Origin of the sequence: Bradyrhizobium sp. WBOS08, from assembly GCF_024585125.1 — a bacterium.
In the GTDB taxonomy this organism is placed as follows: Bacteria; Pseudomonadota; Alphaproteobacteria; order Rhizobiales; family Xanthobacteraceae; genus Bradyrhizobium; species Bradyrhizobium japonicum_B.
Map to the genome: position 1 here is coordinate 3,272,367 of NZ_CP028988.1, position 18,754 is coordinate 3,291,120.

Below are 18,754 nucleotides of genomic sequence, written 5' to 3' on the forward strand. Positions count from 1 at the left end.
GCCTTGCTGTTGTCTCGAACTCGAGAACGCCGGCCGTCAGCCGCCGCTGCCGCCGATCACGGCCCGCACGGTCTCATCCGGCCCGAAATCCTCGGCGCCGTCGACGTAGAGCAGCGCGGCGAGCTTCGAGCGCGCGCGGTTGACGCGGCTCTTGATCGTGCCGACGGCGCAGCCGCAGATCGAAGCCGCGTCCTCGTAGGAGAAGCCGGAGGCGCCGACCAGGATCAACGCTTCACGCTGGTCCTGGGGAAGCTTGTCCAGCGCCGTGCGGAATTCCTCGAACTCGAGATGCGCGTTCTGCGACGGTTGCGTCTTCAGCGTCTTGGCGTAATTGCCCTCGGCATCCTCGACCTCGCGCCGCCGCTTGCGATAGTCCGAGCGGAACAGGTTGCGCAGGATCGTGAACAGCCACGCCGGCAGGTTGGAGCCGGGCTGGAACGAGTCGATGTTGGCGAGCGCGCGGAGCAGCGTCTCCTGCACCAGGTCGTCGGCGCGGTCGGCATTGCCGCTGAGCGAGATGGCAAAGGCGCGCAGGCTGGGTACGGCCGCCAGGATGTCGTTACGCAGGGAGTCCGTGAGAGGCATTAATCCCTCCCATTGGTGTTGTCGTTAGATCCCCCGTCATTTTCCACTTGGGGTGTGGCTCCCTGGGCATCAAGCTTCTTGATCAGTTCTGCGAACCGATCCGGAACCCCCTGCCGTACCACGTCGTCGTACATGGCACGCAGCTGATGCCCGATCCGGGATTGAATCTCCGGAGTGAGCCCTCCCTTGCCGGGGGTCGTGCTTCTGGTTGCTTGAGACTTGAGATCTTTCATGACCTGTTCCACGTTTCCCCGAGTTAAGTTACTGTAAAATCGAGAAGTTTTCTCAACCGGGAGCCGTTCCCTGGATAGGCACAATTCCAGGTTCGAGAAAAAGTTCCGCCCCCAGCGGAACTTTTCTTGGGCTGAGGCGTAGACAGCCAGCAGGGGAACCCGGGCCCCCCGCGTTGCCAGGTTGGCCCGAAGATGAATGGAGTGGGGATGTCCCGTTCACAGCTCGTTGCCGAACACTTGCCGTTGTTGCGCCGGTACGCGCGCGCCCTGACGGGCAGCCAGGCATCCGGCGACGCCTATGTCGCAGCCATGTTGGAAGCCATGCTCGGAGATCCCAGCGTGCTCGACGAGAGCCATGGCCCCCGCGTCGGGCTGTTCCGGCTATTCACCCAGATCTGGAATTCGGTCTCCGTCAATGACGATTCGGAGGTGGCGACCCTGCCGATGCCGCCGGAGCGACGGCTGTCGAACATCACGCCGCTGCCGCGGCAGGCCTTCCTGCTGCTCTCCCTGGAGGGATTCTCGGAGGAGGAGGTCGCCTTCATCCTCGGCACCGACGTCGCCGAGACGCGGCGGCTGGCGGACACCGCCGGACGCGAGATGGCGGCCGAGATCGCGACCGACGTGCTCATCATCGAGGACGAGACCTTCATCGCCATGGACCTCGAGAGCCTGGTGAAGAATCTCGGCCACAATGTCGTCGGCGTCGCGCGCACCCATGCCGATGCGGTGGCGCTGGCCAAGAACAAGCGGCCCGGGCTCATCCTCGCCGACATCCAGCTTGCCGACGGCTCCTCGGGCCTCGATGCCGTCAACGAATTGCTGCGCACCTTCGAGGTGCCGGTGGTGTTCATCACCGCCTACCCCGAGCGCTTCCTCACCGGTGAGCGTCCGGAGCCGGCGTTCCTGATCTCGAAACCGTTCCAGCCCGCGATGGTGTCGGCGGTGGCGAGCCAGGCCCTGTTCTTCCAGCGCAACTCGCGCAACCGCGCGCCGAAGGCGCCGGCGGCGTAAGGCGACCGACATTCGCGAAACGATCTGAACCGGCGTGCTGCAAGGCACGCCGGTTTTTCGTGCCGGTCGCCTGCCCTTGACGTGCATCGGCGAGGCCGCTCATACCTCATGGGTGATCCTCGTCGGAGATGTGCCTATGGACCAGCAACTGCTCGATCGCCTCGCCATTCGCGACCTCGTCGAGAACTGGGCGGTCTGGCGCGATGCCGGCGACTGGGAGCACTTTGCCACGGTCTGGCACGACGAGGGCTGGATGTCCGCCACCTGGTTTCAGGGGCCGGCGCGGGAGTTCATGCGCGTCAGCCAGGAGGGCTTCGCCAAGGGCGTACGCATCCTGCATTTCCTCGGCGGCACCAGCATCGATCTTTCCGGCGCACGGGCGATCGCCCAGACCAAGATGACGATCTCGCAGCGCGCCCTCGTGCACGACGTGCTCTGTGACGTCGTCTGCACCGGCCGCTTCTACGATTTCCTGGAGAAGCGGCAGGGTAAATGGGGCATCGTCCGCCGCCAGCCGATCTACGAGAAGGACCGCATCGATCCGGTCGATCCCGCCGCGACGCTCCGCCTCGACCAGGCAGCGCTCGCCGTGCTGCCCGAAGGCTATCGCCATCTCGCCTACATGCAGGAGCTGATCGGCTACAAGGTCAAGCGCGACATGCCCGGCCTGACCGGAGCCGAGGTCGAGAAGCTCTACGGCGAGGGGCGGGATTGGCTGGCGGGTAAGGCGAACTAAGCGTTCGACGACTGGCCACGTTCCCTGACGGCAGGATGCGCCCGTGCGGGTCGGGAATTTCCTGACACGGGATGGACGTTACCTGACTGACGACAGGACGTAAGGACGCGCAAAATCCAGCCAGGACCGTCGAGGAGGAGATCATGGGACTCGCGATCGGCTCGTTGATGCTGGTGATTGCCGTGGTGCTGATTTACGTCGGACTGCCCGACCGGCAGGGCGGCAGTCCGCGTTTCCTGCGCTTCGAGGCAGCATCCATCCTGTATCCACCCCTGATCCTCGTGTTCATCGCAGTCGGGACGGCTCAGGTCGTGGTCTTTCTCGACTGATACCCTCGCGCGCCGACGGGGACGAATCGCGACGTGGCAAGCGGGCGACGGAAACCGTCGATCGATCCCGTTCCCGTTGAGCACGACGTTCCGATGTTCTGCTCGGCGTTGTGCGTATCAGGAAGGGTTGCCCGAGATCCGTCGCCCGCATGAAATCACGGACAGGGATGCCTCTGCCCGTCATATCCAAGATACGTGCCCGAACCCGGGTCATAGGATCGGAAGCGCTGCGAGCAATACGCATCGTTCTCCGCAGCCTGGGCGCGACTGTTCGCGATCGCTCCCCCGATGACGGCGCCGGCCGCAAGCCCGCCCAGCGCCGGGCCCCAGCTGTAGCGGTGCGGATACCCATGGCGCCATCCGCGATGGTGATGACGATGATGCCAATCTCCTCGCCATTGAACGGCGACGATGTCAGAGGGCGCGCCGGGCTTGCCCTGCACCGCCAGAGGCGCGGCGATCGCACCGCTCACGCCAAGAGTGACCGCAAGGACCCCGCCTGCAACAGTTAGTTTTCGCAAATGTCGCACTTTCAATCTCCGTTTGTCTTGCTTCGCGTCAGGCAAATTCATTGGCTGGCCCGGAGTTCAGTCAAGGCGGGTACGGACACGTACCGAAGCAAGCTGTCCATCGACGGGCACTGCAGGAGTGCGTACCGAAGCGTACGTTGCGAGCCGGTATGCTCGACATCTGCGATGCGTCCATTGTAAAATGGCATCGCGGCGAAGACAAAAATTCAGGCCGTCAAAATCACTTTCAGGAGGGAAACGGCTCCGGCGCTTGCGCCGGAGCCGTTTCCGTCAGACTGAAGAGTTCGCGCACTCGTCATCCCTTTTGAACCACCCCGAGCCGACGTCTGTCACGCACCAAGCACAGCGTGCGGCCAAACTCGATAACACGGCGCGGAAGCGTACCGTTGCGCATTGAAAAGCGAGGAGCCGGGCATCACAATTACCTTGATGCTGGATCCCCAGTTCCGGTGTCAGCCCCCTCGATTGCTGCAGGGACCCCGGCTCAGCCCCCGAGCCGGGGTCTTTGCTGAGCTCCGCTGCATGCGAGCGCCGGGACGATGCACGCGCGAGGACTGTCACGGCACCGTCGGTCTTTACTACTTGATTACTTGGACAGATGATCGAGCCAGCCCTGCGAGACGCCGTAGCGTACGATGTCGGCACGCTTATGCAGCCCCAATTTTTCGACGGCTCTCGATTTATGGGTTTCGATGGTCTTGATGCTGACGTCCAGCCGCGCAGCGATTTCCTTGTTGCTGAATCCCTGGGCAACTAAGCGGAGTACCTCGGCCTCCCGCGGCGTAAGCTCCTGCTGAGTTGCACTTTCGGAAGGTGCGTGGTCACCCGGTGGAGATGGCAGCGCTTTCTCCGCGATCGCCGGGTCCAAATAGATCCCGCCCTCCGCGATCGCACGGATGGCCCGCACCAGTTCATCCGCCGCGGATCGCTTGAGCAAATATCCGCGTGCGCCGGCCTGCAGCATTGGCTGCACGTAAGCACGATCCTCATGCACCGTGAGCGCCAGCAAGCGAACGTTGGGGTACTCGATCGCAATTCGTTGCGCCAGCTCGATGCCACCAATGATCGGAAGCGAGATATCCAGCACGGCAATATCCGGCCGCTCCCTGCCGATGACGTCGATCGCATTCTTCCCGTCGGTCGCCTCGCCAACGATGGAGATGTCCTGAACGGGCTCGAGCAAGGCCTTCATGCCCGCAAGGACAAGTGGGTGATCGTCAGCCAGTGTGATTCGGATCGGTTTCACGAGGCTGCGTCCCGTCCGGCAAGAGGTACTGTCATGAAGAGCGTTGTCCCGATGTTGGGCGCGGATTCGACGGTAAGTGATCCGCCGAGCAGCGCCAGTCGCTCCTCCATGACGGAAAGGCCGAGCCTGGAAGCGCTGAGGCTCGACAATTTCGACGGATCAAAGCCGGTTCCGTCGTCTTCGACGATGACGCGAAGTTCGTCCTTTCGCCGGTCGAAGACGAGGCTGACGTTGCGTGCATTGCCGTGCTTGGCCACATTGTTAAGAGCTTCCTGAATTGCCCTGTAAAGGGCGATCTCGACCTCGAGCGGAAGCCGATCTGTCGGTCCGATCAACTGGACGTCGGTGCTGATTCCGAAGCGTCGGGTCCACTCCGCACAGAATGCTTCAATGGCTCTGTGCAGTCCAAGATCGTCTAGCGCCGTGGGACGAAGGTCTGCAGCGATCTGGTGAATGTCTCGTCCGATCGCGCTGGCGAGCCCCTGCAGCCAGTGCAACTTATCGACCTGAACCGGATCGGACGACGTCGCCGCGAGCGATTGTTCGAGGTTCTTCAACCCCAGCAACAGTCCGGTCACGGTCTGACCGATCTGATCGTGCAATTCACGAGAAATTCGCCGGCGCTCGTTTTCTTCGGCGTCGCCCAGCCGCCGCAGCAGACGCTGGCGGTCGAATTCAGCCCGCTTCATCTCGTCAATGTCCAGGAGCACGCCGATGACGACCTCCGCGTTGTGTCCGTCGATCCGTGAGCTGCGGCCGCTGGCGCGCAGCCAGCGGCCGTCCGGAGGAGCGGTACGGAACTCCGCGGCGACGGCGTCGCTCTTGCGGGATTGCAGCAATATTTTCTCGAATGAGTCGCGGTCCGCTGGATCGATGCCGGTCAGGAGCGTCTCGAAGGGCAGGCTCACATCTCCGGTGGCGGTGCTCTTGGTGATCCTGAGCATGTCCAGGGCCCGTTGCGAGGCGATGACTTCGCCGGTCGGCACATTCCAGCTGAATACTCCGAGATCCGCCGCATCGACCATCAGCCGTCGTCTTTCCTCGCTCTGTCTCAGGGCCAGCGCGGCCTGAGCCTCTTGCTCGACGCGTCGCTGCGATATGTCACGCGCGGTGAACCAGACGAGCGCGAGCCCGAGGGCCAAGCTCACGGCGCCTCCGCTGGCGAGAAAGATCGCCGAGCGGCGGACCGGGGCGTCGAGTTGGTCCGTTGGGATGCCGAGATGCACGGACCAGCCACCTGTGCCTGGCAGTTCCTTGTAGATGGAATCGACCTTGGCTCCTTCGAGTGTCGTACCGACATAGCTGCCCTGGGACCCCTGGGCGATTGCTTCCCGCACGGATGCGCCAGCTGGACGTCCTAGCTCAAATTGCTCGGCAATGGTCCGCGCGACGATATTGCCCTTGCCGTCGACGACGACGCCGACCCATCCAGGCGGCGCCCCCGCGCTCTTTAAAATCTGGCTGACCGCGTCGGGCACCAGCGCGACGGTCAGGACGAACCTGAGGTCGCCATTCCGTTCGACAGGTGCTCGCAAGGCGACGAGGCGCTTGCCGGAAATCGGACCCAGAGGTCCAATTCCCCCGATCGCCGCCTTGCGCGTCGTCAGGATTCTCTCGAAATTCTCCCGATCCGCAGTCGCCCCGAGATCGGCCCCGATGGGGCGCAGCAGATTGAGCACTTGATTGCCCTTGGGATCAACCAGCTCGATCGTTTCCCAGAGAGGCCTGGTCTCCTTGACACGTAGAGCCTCGACATAAAACGATGCGAGGTCCGAACCATCGAGGCTGGCTGAGGCAGCAAGCGTCTCCGCGATCTGGACCTGAAGCGCCAGATCCGAAGAGATGCGTGTCACGACACGGTCGAGCGTTTCGAGGGCGGCAAGGCGCGAGTCGGTCCGCTCTTGACGGGCATTCAGGAAAACGACCCAGCCCGCGAACAGAACGAGCGGAATGGCCGCTGCCATGACGAGCAGGATCAGCGGACGTTGCGCGGCCCGCGCCGAACCTGGTTGGACAACTGCTTTCACTGTCGATGCCTCGCTCAACATAGCCGCGATTCGAAAAGCGCCGCAACCCAGCACAAGCCCCGCTTGTCAGGCTTTTCCTGACAGAAACCGTCCTTCAGCCCGACTGGGCCAAGCGTGACCCGTTCCCCATGATTGGTCAAACGGCAACCACGAGGTGGCACATGCTGGAACTGGATCTTGCGAAAATGGACGCGCGAAATTCGGAGACGTCATCGTCGATCGTATCGAGGATCGCTCCCCAGACGCGCGACATGTCGCCTCTCGCCTCGGACAATGACCTCATCGCGCATCTCTCGCCGCGGTCGCGTCGATCGCTTCTGGATCGCTGCGATTCGATCCGATTGACGGCAAGACAGGTGCTGCAGGAGCGAGGTCTTCCGCTGCAACATGCGTACTTCATCGAGTCCGGCGCGGCATCGCTCACGACCCGGGCCGGAGATTGCCCGCCTGTTGAAATCCATACCTTGGGGAAAAGGGACTTCGTCGGCGTCCCCCTGGTGCTTGGAATGCGGGTCTCTCCCCACCGGTGCACCGTTCACGTCCCTGGAAGGGCGCTGCGGATCGAAACCGACGCCCTGATCGGGTTGATCAAGACGGATATCGAGGTGGAAAAGCTGTTGCTGCGCTACGTTCAGGCAACGCTGATTCACAGCTCCCAGTTGGTGGCATGCAACTCGCGGCACAATCTGTCCCAGCGGCTAGCCCGATGGCTGCTGGTCGCGCGCGATCGGATCGGAGACAACGAGCTTGCACTGACTCACAAATGCATGGCGCAGGCGCTCGGCGTACGCCGTGCCGGCATCACGACGGCGGTGGGCGACATGGAAGCCAACGGCCTGATTCGGCGGAGCCGCGGACGAACAGTGATCGTCGACGAAACCCGCCTGGAGGAGGCGTCGTGCAACTGCTTCCGCGTCATTCGGTCCGCCCACGAGAATTCTCTGTCAGGACCGGTTGCGTTGCGCGTCGCGCATCCGTGACGTCTCGCTTTCAAGTAGGGCTCAGACACAGGAGTATAGCGATATGAGTTTGGCGGCCACGATCGTTGGGAAGAGAAAGTTGCAATCCGACGCGGAAATTCTTGTAGAGGCACTCGATGAGGCCAAACGCCTGCTTGCGTCGGCCGGAGCTGCCGGGCCCCCGTGCAGGTCCGAGCAGCACGAGGTTCTGAATATGATCGAGTTCATTGTTTATGATCCGGCTGTCGCGCGGGCTGTGGAGCGTCTGAAGCTGCGGGCGCGATTGAAAGCTGTCGCCTGATCGACTTTGCGCAGTCGGTTCACCCGGCATATTGCGAAATGAGGGGCCAAGCACGCTTTGCGCCGTAGATCCTTTTCGGGAGGCCTGTCTTTTCAGCGCGGATCGGGCCAGTTAGGCCACGATGCGGATCGAGCTGGACAAGCTTCGGCAACCGTAGGAAGCGCGGGTGAGCAGAACCCTTGTTTTCGTCTGCCTTCGGCTTGCTGCGTGCCGCTACGAAGCGGCGACACCTAGAAGGAATCCTCGGCCGGATCGCTGATGGCATCGATCAGGTGCGCCACAAGAATGCTCGCGCTGAAGAACATCATGCAGGCGACGACAATTCCGATCATTCTCGTGCCTTAGATGTGCCGGATGACACGTAGCGCGCCAAGACCGATTCCCAAACCCGGTCGAGGACGGTCTGGAAGATCGTCGCCCGACGCCACGATTTCCCGGCAGGCGCTGGGACGTTGCGGGTGGGCCGAGAGCCTCCCGGTCCGGGCAACAGAGCGCGGGGGCCGTCACTTCGGCCGTTAGGTGATCTGCTGCCGATGGTCGACCGCACGAACATTGTCATATCCAGTCTCCCGGGATGGGAGTGGTGCTGGGTAAAGCTGGAGTTCAAATGGCCTTGGGACTAGTCGGGTTGATTCCCCAGGCACCGTCAGGAAATTCCCGACGTCGCGTCGGCGCGGCGAAACGCGCGGCCGGCGCTCGCCTGACGCCGCCCTCCGGACTTCGAACGGGGCTCTCGTGGGGCTCTAGCAGACAAAAGTAAGGCGCGACTGGCATCACCACAGTCGCGCCCTACGTCGCCGGCTTATGGGGCAGGGGGGAATAGCCGGCTGCTGAGACGACTCCTGTCCATGCAAGACGTTCCAAGCCTTGCGAAATATTTTGCGTCCGCTGTTGCGCCAGCCGGACACGGTTAAGTGATCGTCACGGCCAAGAACCCCCGGTCCACGCCCCGCGTTGTTCCCGCGATCGCCATGGGGCGAGGGACCGACAGCCATGTCACAGATTTATAAGGTTTTTTTAGGCGCAATCGCGATGGCCGCGACGCTCGGCGCGGTGCAATTGGCCTCCGGCCACGATCTGGCCGACCGCTGGCAGGCGGTCGCCGATCTGCCCAGCCACAGCCTGAGCCACGCCCCAGGTCACAACGTCAATCGCGCCGGCAAGGCCGACCGTCTTGCCGAGCTCAAGCCGGCCGCGGTTCCCACCCGCACCGTCTCGATGCGGCTGAACGACCTCGCCGCCACGTCGGTGCTGCTGCGGGTCCCGGCGGCGATCGAGACCGGTAACGCCAAGCCGCCGGCACTGCTGCAGAACCAGAAGAAGGTGCGCACCAAACCGACGATCGCCTGCGAGCCGATGGTCAGCTCGCTGACCGAGGTCGCGAAGCTGCTCCAGCCCGGTCGTTGTGTGACCTGATCCGCCGAGTCCGCCGAGCGATCGAACAGATCGCCCTCCCGCCGGGAGGGCGATTTTTCACGTCCACTTGATCCCCCCTCGCCTCGCGTTATATCCCGGGTTTCTTTCCCTTCGTTTTGACCGGGTAAACGCATGACGACGTCAGACACGGCTGTGCATACGCAGCCCTTCCAGGCCGAGGTTTCCGAGCTGCTGCACCTCATGGTGCACTCCGTCTATTCCGAGACCGACATCTTCCTGCGCGAGCTCGTCTCCAACGCCTCCGACGCCTGCGACAAGCTCCGCTACGAGGCGATTGCCAGCCCGGCGTTGCTGGGCGAGGGCGACGCACTCAAGATCCGCATCGCCCCGAACAAGCAGGCCAAAACGCTCGTGATCGCCGACAACGGCATCGGCATGGAGCGGCAGGAGCTGATCGATCATCTCGGCACCATCGCCCGCTCCGGCACCAAGGCGTTCGTGTCCAAGCTGAAGGAGGCCAAGGACGGTCTCGGCCTGATCGGCCAGTTCGGCGTCGGCTTCTATTCCGCCTTCATGGTCGCCGAGAAGATCGTCGTGATCAGCCGCCGCGCCGGCGAGAGCGATGTCTGGACCTGGACCTCCTCCGGCGGCTCTGGCTTCGAGATCTCCCGCGCCAGCGACGAGGAGGCGGCCCGCGTGCCGCGAGGCACCGAGATCGTCCTGCACCTGAAGGACGATGCCAGGAAATATCTCGAGGCCTTCGAGATCGAGCGCATCGTTCATGCCTATTCCGACAACATCCTGTTCCCCATCGAGCTCGTGCCGGAAGAAGGCGAGCCGCGCCAGATCAATTCGGCGAGCGCGCTGTGGCAGCGCTCGAAGTCCGAGCTGACGGGCGAGGACTACAAGAAGGCCTATCAGCAGATCGCATCCGCCTTCGACGATCCCGCGATGACGCTGCATTATCGTGCCGAGGGGCGCTATTCCTACGCCGTGCTGCTGTTCGCGCCCTCGGCCAAGCCGTTCGACCTGTTCGAGCCGAACCGCAAGGGCCGCGTGAAGCTTTACGTTCGCCGGGTCTTCATCACCGATGATGCCGATCTGTTGCCGGGTTATTTGCGCTTCATCCGCGGCGTCGTCGACAGCGAGGATCTCCCGCTCAACATCTCCCGCGAGATGCTGCAGAACAATCCGCAGCTGGCGCAGATCCGCAAGGCGGTGGCGACCCGGGTCGTGTCGGAGCTCGAAAGCCTCGCCGACAAGGATCCGGACAATTTTGCCAAGATCTGGGACGGGTTCGGTGCGGTCCTCAAGGAAGGCATCTACGAGGATTTCGAGCGGCGCGAAAAGCTGCTGGCCCTGTCGCGCTTCACCACGACGTCGGGCGAGAAGCGTTCGCTGAAGCAGGTCATCGCCGATTTCAAGCCCAACCAGACCGAGATCTACTATCTCGTCGGCGACAGCATCGAGCGGCTGAAGTCCAATCCGCGGCTCGAGGCGGCAACCGCGCGCGGCATCGAGGTGCTGCTGCTGTCCGATCCCGTCGATGCCTTCTGGACCTCGATGCCGTCGGAGTTCGAGGGCAAGCCGCTGAAGTCGCTGAGCCAGGGCGATCTCAATCTCGACCTGATCCCGCGCATCGACGAGGCGGACGAGGCGAAGAAGGAGGAGCCGGCCGCCGATGAGGCCGCCACCGTTGCCGTGATCAAGGCCGCGCTCGGCGAGCGCGTCAGCGATGTCAAGGCCTCGACGCGCCTCACCAGCTCGGCCTCCTGCCTCGTTGCCGACAGCCAGGGCCCGAGCCGCGAGCTCGAGCGCATCCTGTCGCAGCAGGACCGGGGCCTGCGCACCAAGCCGATCCTCGAGATCAATCTGCGTCATCCGCTGGTGACGGCGCTCACCAAGGCGCAAGCCGGCTCGAAAACCGTCGACGATCTCAGCCTGCTCCTGCTCGAGCAGGCGCAGATCCTGGACGGCGAACTGCCGGAAGACCCGGCGGCGTTCGCGACAAGGCTGAACCGGCTGGTGTTGCAGGGGCTGGGCGGCTAGCGCTGCCTCGCAGCATCGTTCCGGCTGGGCTTGACCGTCACTCCCTCTCCGCCGCGCATCGCTTTTGGCGTTGTGCGGTCCACTCACCTCGACGTCATCAGGCCTGCGGAACAGTCGCGGACGACGAGATGTTGTGTCATATGAAGCGACGCTACTAATTCGAGGATTTCCCCCATGCGCCTGCCATTCCTCATCCTCACCGCGATCTTCACGTTGCTTGGCGCAGCGGATGCCAGCGCGCAGAGATACGATCCGGCCTATCCCTTCTGCATGCACCGCTACGTCGGCGGCCCCGGTGGCGGAGGCGGTGACTATTTCGACTGCTCGTTTACCTCGATGGAGCAGTGCCGCGCGACGGCGTCGGGCCTTGCCGCGACCTGCGACCCCAATCCCTATTACGCCTACAACGAGCCGCCGCCGCGCCGGCGCCACAAGAGGCCGCAATAGATCGTCAATGTGCCGTGCAGGAGGACCCTGTCGTGCGTCTCTGGTCGTACCCGATTACGGCCATTGCGGCGTTGCTCGTGGCCACCCCCTCGCAGGCGCAGACCTACGATCCGCGCTATCCTGTCTGCATGCATGTCTATGCCGGTCGCGGCGGCCTGAACTGGTATGATTGCTCTTTCACATCGATGCCGCAGTGCCGCGCCACGGCCTCGGGCCGCGCAGCGACCTGCGATCTCAATCCGTATTATCAACCCAAAACACCTTCGCAGCGCCCGCGTCACAAGCGCAGCGGCTAGCGGCCGCTACGCCCGCCATCTTGCGCCGGCCATCGGCCTGCGCTGACCGCATGCCGCCGAAAGCGTCGGCCTGGTAAAGGATGGCTAGCGTTAATCGCCTCCTAACCGGGTTTACCTTGTCTTTTAACGCCTGGGTCAGGGCGCACGGGCTAGACTGCGGGAAACGCAGACCGCCCGAAAGAGTGAACAATATGACCACCGGCGTCATCGAGCAGCCGAAAGTCGCGCGCGCACCGTCGGCCTCCAGGATCTGGCTGAAGGCGATCGAGCTCACCGCGCGGATCGAGACGCTGCCGGGACGCCTGTTCGCCGACGTCATCGACGATTGGGCACAGCGCCAGCCCGACCGCGTTGCGCTGCTGACGGACGACGCAAGTGTCGACTATGCCGGCCTGTCGAAACGCATCAATCGCTACGCGCGCTGGACGCGTTCGGTCGGCGTGGCCAAGGGCGATGTCGTTGCCTTGATCATGCCGAACGGCATCGACTATCTCGCAGCGTGGCTCGGCATCAGCCGGGTCGGTGGCGTGGTCGCGCTTCTCAACACCAAGCTGGTCGGACCGTCGCTCGCGCATTGCATCGACGTCGCCAGGCCCTCCCACATCATCGTGGCGCATGAGCTGACGGAGATGCTGGAGGGAGCCGCGCCGCATCTTAAAAGTCAGGCCAAGGTGTGGACGCATGGCGACGCCCGCGGCGACCGCGCCATCGACGTCGCGCTTGCGGCGCTGGACGACGCGCCGCTGTCGCCGGCGGAGCACGGCGAAATCACCATCGACGACCGCGCGCTGCTGATCTACACCTCGGGCACGACGGGCCTGCCGAAGGCCGCCAGCATCAGCCATCGTCGTATTCTCAATTGGGGCTTCTGGTTCGCCGGCCTCACCGGCGCGAGCCCGCAAGACCGGCTCTATGATTGCCTGCCGTTGTTCCACTCGGTCGGCGGCATCGTCGCGCCGTGCAGCATGCTCGCCGCCGGCGGCTCGGTGGTGATCGCCGAGAAATTTTCGGCGTCGCATTTCTGGTCGGACATCGTCCGCCACGACTGCACGTTGTTTCAATATATCGGCGAGCTCTGCCGTTACCTGCTCAGGGCTCCGCCCTCGGAATACGAGAACCGCCATCGTCTCCGCCTCGTTTGCGGCAACGGCCTGCGCGGCGATATCTGGGAGGACTTTCAGGCGCGTTTCGCCATTCCCCGTATCCTCGAATTCTATGCGGCGACGGAAGGAAATTTCTCGCTGTTCAATGTCGAGGGGCAGCCGGGCGCGATCGGCCGCATCCCGCCGCTGCTGGCGCATCGCTTCCCTGCCAATCTCGTCAGGCTCGATCCGGACAACGGCGCGCCGCTGCGCGATGAAAAGGGCTTCTGCATCGCCTGCGCCCGCGGCGAGGCCGGCGAAGCCATCGGCCGCATCGGCACCGCCGACGAGGGTGGGGGGCGCTTCGAGGGCTACACCGACGCCGGCGAAACCGAGAGGAAGATACTGCGCGATGTGTTTGCCAAGGGCGATGCCTGGTTTCGCACCGGCGATCTGATGCGGATCGACGACAAGGGGTTCTTCTATTTCGTCGATCGGATCGGTGATACGTTCCGCTGGAAGGGCGAGAACGTCGCGACCTCTGAGGTGAACGAGGTGATGCGCGATTTCACCGGCGTGGTCGATGCCACCACCTACGGCGTCAGCATCCCCGGCGCCGATGGCCGCGCCGGTATGAGCGCGATCGTGGTCAACGAGGGCTTTGACATTGCGGCGCTGCCCGCACATCTGTCGCAACGCTTGCCGGCCTATGCGCGTCCGGTCTTCATCCGCATCTCTCGCGAGATCGATGCGACCGAGACGTTCAAGCAGAAGAAGGGCGATCTGTTGCGGGAAGGCTTCGATCCCGCCGCGATCCCCGACCCGTTGTTCATGGCAGACTCGAAATTCGGAGCCTATGTCCCGCTGGATACTGAGGTTTATGCGGCAATCCTGGGCGGCTCGATCAGGCTGTAATCCCCGCCAAAATCGGCAGATAGGTCCAATTTTATCTGAATTGTCCAAGAAGCCATTTACTTCTCTCGGGTAAACAGGCGGCCATGGGGAGGCGGCCAGCACGAGCCGCCGCAACACCAACGATAACAAAGCGAGCCAGCCATGTCGGTAAGGTCGAAGGTCATCGAGGCGATCCGGCAGATCGCCAAGGAGCAGAACGTCACGCTTCCGGAGCTGTCGGACGATCTGTCGCTGCACGAGACGGGCTTCGACTCGCTCGCCTTCGCCATCCTGGTGGCGCGTCTCGAGGACGACACCGGCGTCGACCCCTTCACCATTTCCGAGGACGCAGCATTCCCCGCCACCGTGGGCGATTTCGTGCGGGCCTACGAAAATGTCCCCGCGTGAGATCTTTGCGCTCCGCGACCATCTCGGCGCGGAGTTGAAAGGCCGCACGATCTCCGACGCGCATGATGTCGTGTCGCTGACCGATATCCTGTCGCAGACGGTCTTGGGCGGCCGCCTGCGCGAATTGTCGGGCCGCTCCGTGCTGCTCAAGCTGCCCGACCAGCTCCGGTCGGGCCTGGCCATGATCGAGCTCGACGGCATCGTGAGCCGCATGTTGCTGTGCCCGCCCGATCTCAACCCGGCGCATCTCGACGCACTGATCGCGGATGCCGGGATCGATGCCGTCGTCACCGACGAACCCGGTCGCTGGGTCGATTCCGGCGTGTCGATGGTCGTGACGGCACAATTGCCGCTTCAAGCGGCCGCGCCGGCCAAGACCGAGCGCGCCACGGAATGGCTGATGCTGACCTCGGGCACCTCAGGCGTGCCGAAAATCGTCGGTCACACGCTGGAAGCGCTGACCGGCGCCATCGTCGCCGAAGGTCCCGCGCGCGGACCTGCGCCGGTATGGGCGACGTTCTACGACATCCGCCGCTATGGCGGCCTGCAGATCTTCCTCCGCGCCATCCTGTCCGGCGGCTCGATGGTGCTGTCGGACCCGCATGAAGCGCTCGGCGATCACGTCGCGCGGCTGAAGGCGCGTGGCGTCTCGCACATCTCCGGCACGCCGTCGCACTGGCGCAAGCTCCTGATGAGCGGTTCGGCCACGAAATTCGCCCCGGCTTACGTCCGTCTCTCCGGCGAAATCGCCGACCAGGCGGTGCTCGACGGGTTGAAGGCGGCATTCCCCAATTCCTCGGTCGGTCACGCCTATGCCTCGACCGAGGCCGGCGTCGGCTTCGCCGTGAATGACGGGCTGGAAGGCTTTCCGGCCGACTATCTCGGCAATCGCAACGGCGTCGAGATGAAGGTGGTCGACGGTTCGCTGCGGATCCGTTCGACGCGCACCGCGCATGCCTATGTCGGGCGCAGCACCGCGGCGCTCACCGATGACGACGGCTTCGTCGACAGCGGCGACATCGTCGAGCTGCGCGGCGACCGCTATTATTTCGTCGGCCGTCGCGGCGGCATCATCAATATCGGCGGGTTGAAGGTCCACCCCGAGGAGATCGAGGCGGTGATCAACCGTCATTCCGACGTACGGATGTCGCGGGCGAAATCGCGCAAGAGCCCGATCACCGGCGGCATCGTCGTCGCCGACGTGGTCCTGGCCGACGGCACCGATCAGGCGCGCGCGAAGGAGATCCGCGACCAGATCCTGGCTCAGTGTCGTGCGCAGCTCGCCTCGCACAAGGTGCCGGCGGTGATCCGCTTCGTCGAGGCGCTCGACGTCACGCCGGCCGGCAAATTGGCGCGCACCGATGCATAACGTTCTCGTCACCGGCGGCAGCCGCGGCATTGGTCTGGCGATCGGCAGACGCCTGGTCGGTGCCGGCTACAACGTGATCGCAGTGGCACGGCGCCAGAGCGAGGAGCTCGAGGGCGCAATCTCCCAGTCCGAGGGACGCCTGCATTTCCGCGCCTGCGACCTTGCCGTGATCGACGCGATCCCGGCCTTTGCAAAGCTCGTGCGCGACGAGTTCGGCCCGGTCTACGGCCTCGTCAACAATGCCGGCCTCGGTACCGAAGGCCTGCTCGCCACCATGCACAATTCCGAGATCGAAGCGTTGGTGCAGCTCAACGTGCTGTCGCCGATCATCCTCACCAAATACGTTGCGCGGCAGATGATGGCGGACGGCGCCGGCCGCATCATCAACATCTCCTCGATCATCGCGACGACCGGCTATAACGGCCTGTCCGTCTACGGTGCGACCAAGGCGGCTGCCACCGGCTTCACCCGCTCGCTGGCGCGCGAGGTCGGCAAGGTCGGCATCACCGTGAATGCGATCGCACCGGGCTTCATCGATACCGAGCTCACCCATAATCTCTCCGACGAAGGGCGCAAGCGCATCGCCGGACGCAGCGCGCTGCGCCGGCTGCCGGAGACAGACGATGTCGCGCGCATGGTGGAATATCTGCTGGGGGACGGCGGCCGCAACGTCACCGGCACCGTGTTCACCGTCGATGCGGGCAATACGGCATGAGCGGAACTCGGCCGGCATGATTGCGTTGATCGGGCGCAATGACATTCAGCCCGAATTGGTCGTAATATGCCCCGTAATCGGTTGGGTTACGTCAATCGATCTGCCCTAATCGACGAGGAGCAGTCCATGGCCATGCCAAACACGGCCGCTTCAATCCGGGGCCGGACGCAGCAAGCCCAGCCGGACGTTGTCCATTGCCCGCCGATGGCGCATCAGAATTCCGGCGGCCATGGCTATGAGATGTACCCGCAGCAATTCGTCCGTCTGGTCGGCTGCCATGACGCATCGCTCGACACCTCGCGCAAGCGTCAGGACGAGAAGCTGCACTAGAAAGCCGCTGCGCACGTCCGGATCATGCTCCAGCCGTCACGTCCCGTGCTTCGGCGAGACCTTCGGCAGGTCAATTCGTTCATGTGAAAATTCGGGCGGCCCTTCGGTGAGGCGGCGGATGCGGCGCTCACGCTCGTCCTCCGGCAACGCGGGATCGAGCAGCGTTTCGATCTCGTGGACTGCGATCTCCTCGATCCTGATCGCCTCTGACGTGATCGGGTGCTCCGGTGGGATCACCGGCGGCGCGATCTTCAGGCCCAGCTCGATCAGCTTGCAGATGGCATCCGAGCGGGTCAGGCGGTGGGCTTCAGCCCAGGCATCGACGGCTTCCGTCAATCTCTCGGGCATCTTGACCGCGCTGATCGGGTCGACGCCGGTGCGCCGGCGGACCGGAGAGGTGGAGTCCCTATTGCCGAAGTCGGACACCTCGATCATCCCATGCAAGGTCTTAGAGCTCAAGGCCGTGGAGCTGAACGAGGATAGCCGCACTCCCCGGCGGGTCGTTTGATGCCGATCAATGACCCCCGCGGCATTGCCCAGCGGGCCGGCGTCTTGTTGTTCCGGCCCATTTCAGCCAAATGATCGAAACGGGCCGCCGGCCGGCGAACCCGGATCGATCCTGCCACGTATTTGTTGCGCATTCCAACCATCCGGCATCCCCGATGACCCCAGGCGAATCCTTCTATGGCGGCATTCCGGTCTTCCGCGGTTTCACCAGCCTGATGGACCCTGCGCTCTATGCGCCGCTTCCGGACGATTGGAGCATCGGCGTTGCCGATATCGTCGATTCCACCAAGGCGATCGCGGCGCAGCGCTACAAGGCGGTCAACATGGCCGGCGCGGCGGTGATCGCGGCGGTGACGAACGCCTTGGAAGGACGCGAATTCCCCTTCGTGTTCGGCGGCGACGGCGCGAGCTTTGCAGTTGCGCCCGGCGATCTCGATGCGGCGCGCGAGGCACTCGCCGCGACCGCCACCTGGGTGCGGGAGGACCTCGACCTGAGGATGCGGGTCGCGCTGGTGCCGGTGAGCGCCATCCGCGCGCAGGGCCTCGACGTGCGTGTCGCGCGCTTCGGTCCGTCGGCGAACCTGTCCTATGCGATGTTCTCCGGCGGCGGCCTCGCCTTTGCCGACGCGGCGATGAAGCGCGGCGAGTTCGCGGTCGCCGAGGCGCCGCCGGGCACGCAGCCCGACCTGTCCGGACTGTCCTGCCGCTTCGAGATGATGCCGGCCTCGCGCGGGCTGATCCTCTCGGTGCTGGTGATGCCGGCGCGCGGCGCCGATCCGCATGCCTTCCGCAAGGTGATCGAGGACGTCATTCATCTCGTCGAGCGCAGCCCGGACGGCGCCCGTCCGGTACCGCCGCAGGGACCGCCGCTGAAATGGCCGCCGCAGGGGCTGGACTACGAAGCCCGCACCAGGCGCGGCGGCCCGCTGCTGGCGCGCCGAGCCAGCGTGCTGGCCTATACGCTGTTCGCCTATCTGATCATGCGCTTCGACATCAAGGTCGGCGGGTTCGTGCCCGGCCTCTACAAGCGCCAGGTCGTCGAGAACTCGGACTTCAGGAAATATGACGACGGCCTGCGCATGATTCTCGACTGCACCCCGCAGCTCGAGCGCGCGCTGAGTCATCGTTTGGCTGCCGCCGCGCGCGAGGGCATCGTGCGCTACGGCCTGCATCAGCAGGACGCTGCGATGATGACCTGCTTCGCGCCATCGGCGCTGCGGAGCGACCACGTCCACTTCATCGACGGCGCCCGGGGCGGCTATGCCTCGGCAGCGACGGCGCTGAAGGCGATGACGGCGTAGCCGATTCCCGTGTCCCGGG

At 64.1% G+C, this 18,754-nt stretch carries 21 protein-coding genes; 15 read left to right on the top strand and 6 right to left on the bottom strand.

What is annotated here, in order from left to right:
• Window positions 1–36 precede the first annotated feature (36 nt).
• Both DCM80_RS15600 and DCM80_RS15605 read right to left on the bottom strand, forming a co-directional pair.
• The gene (locus DCM80_RS15600) at window positions 37–585 is read right to left on the bottom strand and encodes a sigma-70 family RNA polymerase sigma factor (protein ID WP_018316216.1); all 549 of its coding nucleotides are present in this window, start codon (window positions 583–585) and stop codon (window positions 37–39) included.
• A complete protein-coding gene (locus DCM80_RS15605) occupies window positions 585–818 on the bottom strand; it encodes a NepR family anti-sigma factor (protein WP_028134180.1) in 234 nt (77 codons plus the stop codon). The genes DCM80_RS15600 and DCM80_RS15605 overlap by 1 nt, the downstream gene beginning before the upstream one ends.
• A gap of 207 nt (window positions 819–1,025) precedes the next feature.
• On the opposite strand from DCM80_RS15605, the gene DCM80_RS15610 reads away from it, so the two are divergent.
• The 3 genes from DCM80_RS15610 to DCM80_RS15620 all read left to right on the top strand — a co-directional run bounded on the left by DCM80_RS15610 (window position 1,026) and on the right by DCM80_RS15620 (window position 2,897).
• Window positions 1,026–1,832: a response regulator gene (locus tag DCM80_RS15610; protein WP_257197808.1), complete on the top strand. Its 807-nt coding sequence runs from the start codon at window positions 1,026–1,028 to the stop codon at window positions 1,830–1,832.
• A 136-nt stretch (window positions 1,833–1,968) separates the two neighbouring features.
• Window positions 1,969–2,568, top strand: coding sequence for a nuclear transport factor 2 family protein (locus DCM80_RS15615; RefSeq protein WP_257197809.1), 600 nt, complete (start codon window positions 1,969–1,971; stop codon window positions 2,566–2,568).
• 143 nt (window positions 2,569–2,711) lie between these two features.
• Window positions 2,712–2,897 carry a hypothetical protein gene (locus DCM80_RS15620; protein ID WP_257197810.1) on the top strand — a complete coding sequence of 62 codons (186 nt, stop codon included), beginning with the start codon at window positions 2,712–2,714 and terminating at the stop codon, window positions 2,895–2,897.
• A gap of 155 nt (window positions 2,898–3,052) precedes the next feature.
• Here DCM80_RS15620 and DCM80_RS15625 read toward each other — a convergent pair whose 3' ends face one another.
• The 3 genes from DCM80_RS15625 to DCM80_RS15635 all read right to left on the bottom strand — a co-directional run bounded on the left by DCM80_RS15625 (window position 3,053) and on the right by DCM80_RS15635 (window position 6,700).
• Window positions 3,053–3,469, bottom strand: coding sequence for a BA14K family protein (locus DCM80_RS15625; RefSeq protein WP_257197811.1), 417 nt, complete (start codon window positions 3,467–3,469; stop codon window positions 3,053–3,055).
• Between the two features lie 544 nt (window positions 3,470–4,013).
• Window positions 4,014–4,673 (bottom strand): response regulator transcription factor, encoded by a 660-nt coding sequence (locus DCM80_RS15630; RefSeq protein WP_257197812.1) that lies wholly within the window; start codon window positions 4,671–4,673, stop codon window positions 4,014–4,016.
• Window positions 4,670–6,700, bottom strand: coding sequence for an ATP-binding protein (locus tag DCM80_RS15635; RefSeq protein ID WP_257197813.1), 2,031 nt, complete (start codon window positions 6,698–6,700; stop codon window positions 4,670–4,672). Before DCM80_RS15635 ends, DCM80_RS15630 begins: the two co-directional genes overlap by 4 nt.
• Window positions 6,701–6,861: 161 nt before the next feature.
• On the opposite strand from DCM80_RS15635, the gene DCM80_RS15640 reads away from it, so the two are divergent.
• The 11 genes from DCM80_RS15640 to DCM80_RS15690 all read left to right on the top strand — a co-directional run bounded on the left by DCM80_RS15640 (window position 6,862) and on the right by DCM80_RS15690 (window position 16,927).
• Window positions 6,862–7,680 (top strand): Crp/Fnr family transcriptional regulator, encoded by an 819-nt coding sequence (locus DCM80_RS15640; RefSeq protein WP_257197814.1) that lies wholly within the window; start codon window positions 6,862–6,864, stop codon window positions 7,678–7,680.
• A gap of 43 nt (window positions 7,681–7,723) precedes the next feature.
• A complete protein-coding gene (locus DCM80_RS15645; RefSeq protein ID WP_257197816.1) occupies window positions 7,724–7,960 on the top strand; it encodes a hypothetical protein in 237 nt (78 codons plus the stop codon).
• Window positions 7,961–8,953: 993 nt separating this feature from the next.
• Entirely contained in the window at window positions 8,954–9,376 is a 423-nt protein-coding gene (locus DCM80_RS15650) for a hypothetical protein (RefSeq protein ID WP_257197817.1), read from the top strand.
• A gap of 132 nt (window positions 9,377–9,508) precedes the next feature.
• Window positions 9,509–11,386 (top strand): molecular chaperone HtpG, encoded by a 1,878-nt coding sequence (htpG, locus tag DCM80_RS15655; RefSeq protein ID WP_257197818.1) that lies wholly within the window; start codon window positions 9,509–9,511, stop codon window positions 11,384–11,386.
• Window positions 11,387–11,560: 174 nt separating this feature from the next.
• Window positions 11,561–11,833, top strand: coding sequence for a DUF3551 domain-containing protein (locus DCM80_RS15660; protein WP_028134189.1), 273 nt, complete (start codon window positions 11,561–11,563; stop codon window positions 11,831–11,833).
• A 32-nt stretch (window positions 11,834–11,865) separates the two neighbouring features.
• Complete coding sequence (locus DCM80_RS15665) at window positions 11,866–12,129, top strand: DUF3551 domain-containing protein (RefSeq protein WP_257197819.1); 264 nt, start codon at window positions 11,866–11,868, stop codon at window positions 12,127–12,129.
• Window positions 12,130–12,311: 182 nt separating this feature from the next.
• Window positions 12,312–14,126, top strand: coding sequence for a long-chain-acyl-CoA synthetase (locus DCM80_RS15670; protein ID WP_257197820.1), 1,815 nt, complete (start codon window positions 12,312–12,314; stop codon window positions 14,124–14,126).
• A 141-nt stretch (window positions 14,127–14,267) separates the two neighbouring features.
• Window positions 14,268–14,513 (top strand): acyl carrier protein, encoded by a 246-nt coding sequence (locus tag DCM80_RS15675; RefSeq protein ID WP_028134192.1) that lies wholly within the window; start codon window positions 14,268–14,270, stop codon window positions 14,511–14,513.
• Window positions 14,500–15,882: a class I adenylate-forming enzyme family protein gene (locus DCM80_RS15680; RefSeq protein ID WP_257197821.1), complete on the top strand. Its 1,383-nt coding sequence runs from the start codon at window positions 14,500–14,502 to the stop codon at window positions 15,880–15,882. Before DCM80_RS15675 ends, DCM80_RS15680 begins: the two co-directional genes overlap by 14 nt.
• On the top strand, window positions 15,875–16,597 hold the full coding sequence (locus tag DCM80_RS15685) for an SDR family NAD(P)-dependent oxidoreductase (RefSeq protein WP_257197822.1): 723 nt from the start codon (window positions 15,875–15,877) through the stop codon (window positions 16,595–16,597). The genes DCM80_RS15680 and DCM80_RS15685 overlap by 8 nt, the downstream gene beginning before the upstream one ends.
• 126 nt (window positions 16,598–16,723) lie before the next feature.
• On the top strand, window positions 16,724–16,927 hold the full coding sequence (locus DCM80_RS15690; protein WP_257197824.1) for a hypothetical protein: 204 nt from the start codon (window positions 16,724–16,726) through the stop codon (window positions 16,925–16,927).
• Window positions 16,928–16,963: 36 nt separating this feature from the next.
• Here the strand turns inward: DCM80_RS15690 and DCM80_RS15695 are convergent, their stop codons facing one another.
• Window positions 16,964–17,362 (bottom strand): hypothetical protein, encoded by a 399-nt coding sequence (locus tag DCM80_RS15695; RefSeq protein ID WP_257197825.1) that lies wholly within the window; start codon window positions 17,360–17,362, stop codon window positions 16,964–16,966.
• 227 nt (window positions 17,363–17,589) lie between these two features.
• Here DCM80_RS15695 and DCM80_RS15700 point away from each other — a divergent pair, with 227 nt between their 5' ends.
• Window positions 17,590–18,735 (top strand): DUF3095 domain-containing protein, encoded by a 1,146-nt coding sequence (locus DCM80_RS15700; protein ID WP_257197826.1) that lies wholly within the window; start codon window positions 17,590–17,592, stop codon window positions 18,733–18,735.
• Window positions 18,736–18,754 lie beyond the last annotated feature (19 nt).